The organism is Halobellus sp. Atlit-38R (genome assembly GCF_003665925.1).
Lineage (GTDB): Archaea > Halobacteriota > Halobacteria > Halobacteriales > Haloferacaceae > Haloquadratum > Haloquadratum inordinatus.
In genome coordinates this window covers 1-472 of sequence record NZ_QXIJ01000291.1, presented here as the reverse complement: position 1 = coordinate 472, position 472 = coordinate 1, and the positions used below count along the sequence as shown (strand labels likewise).

The window sequence follows — 472 nt, the reverse complement described above, 5'->3', positions numbered from 1 at the left end:
ACGCCGAACTTCTCCGAGTCCGGGTACACGGTCACGTCGGGCTCGCGCATCGTCGAGACGACGAGGTAGCGGAGGACCTCGTCCCCGTCGTTCACCACTCGGTGCGCGCCCGACTCGTCCGCGGTGAACGCGGCGTACTCGCCCGGCCGGAGCGGGTACGCCTCGCCGTCGAGCCGCAGCGTCCCCTCGCCGGCGAGGACGTACAGCGCCTCCTCGTTCGCCGCGTGGTAGTGGTACGGCCACGAGCGCTCGCCGGGCGGCAGCTCGTAGAGGCTACAGCCGAGGTCCGCGCCGCCCGCCGCGGCGCCCAGTTGCTTCCGTCGCCACGCGGCGTCGTCCGCGTCGGCCGTCGCCCACGACAGCTCGTCCGCGTTGATCGGTGGCATACCCCGCGGTCACGCCGGACCCCCAAAGGCGTTCGCGTCGCCCGAGCGGAGCCGGCCTCCCGCTGGGAGCCGAAACCGCGAAGGCG

Annotated in this window: 1 protein-coding gene; it reads right to left on the bottom strand. The window is 73.7% G+C overall.

The annotated features are described in order from the left end of the window. Positions 1-386, bottom strand: a 386-nt coding sequence (locus D3D02_RS19440) for a cupin domain-containing protein (protein ID WP_121571386.1), incomplete at its 3' end; no start/stop codon positions are given. Positions 387-472: the final 86 nt, after the last annotated feature.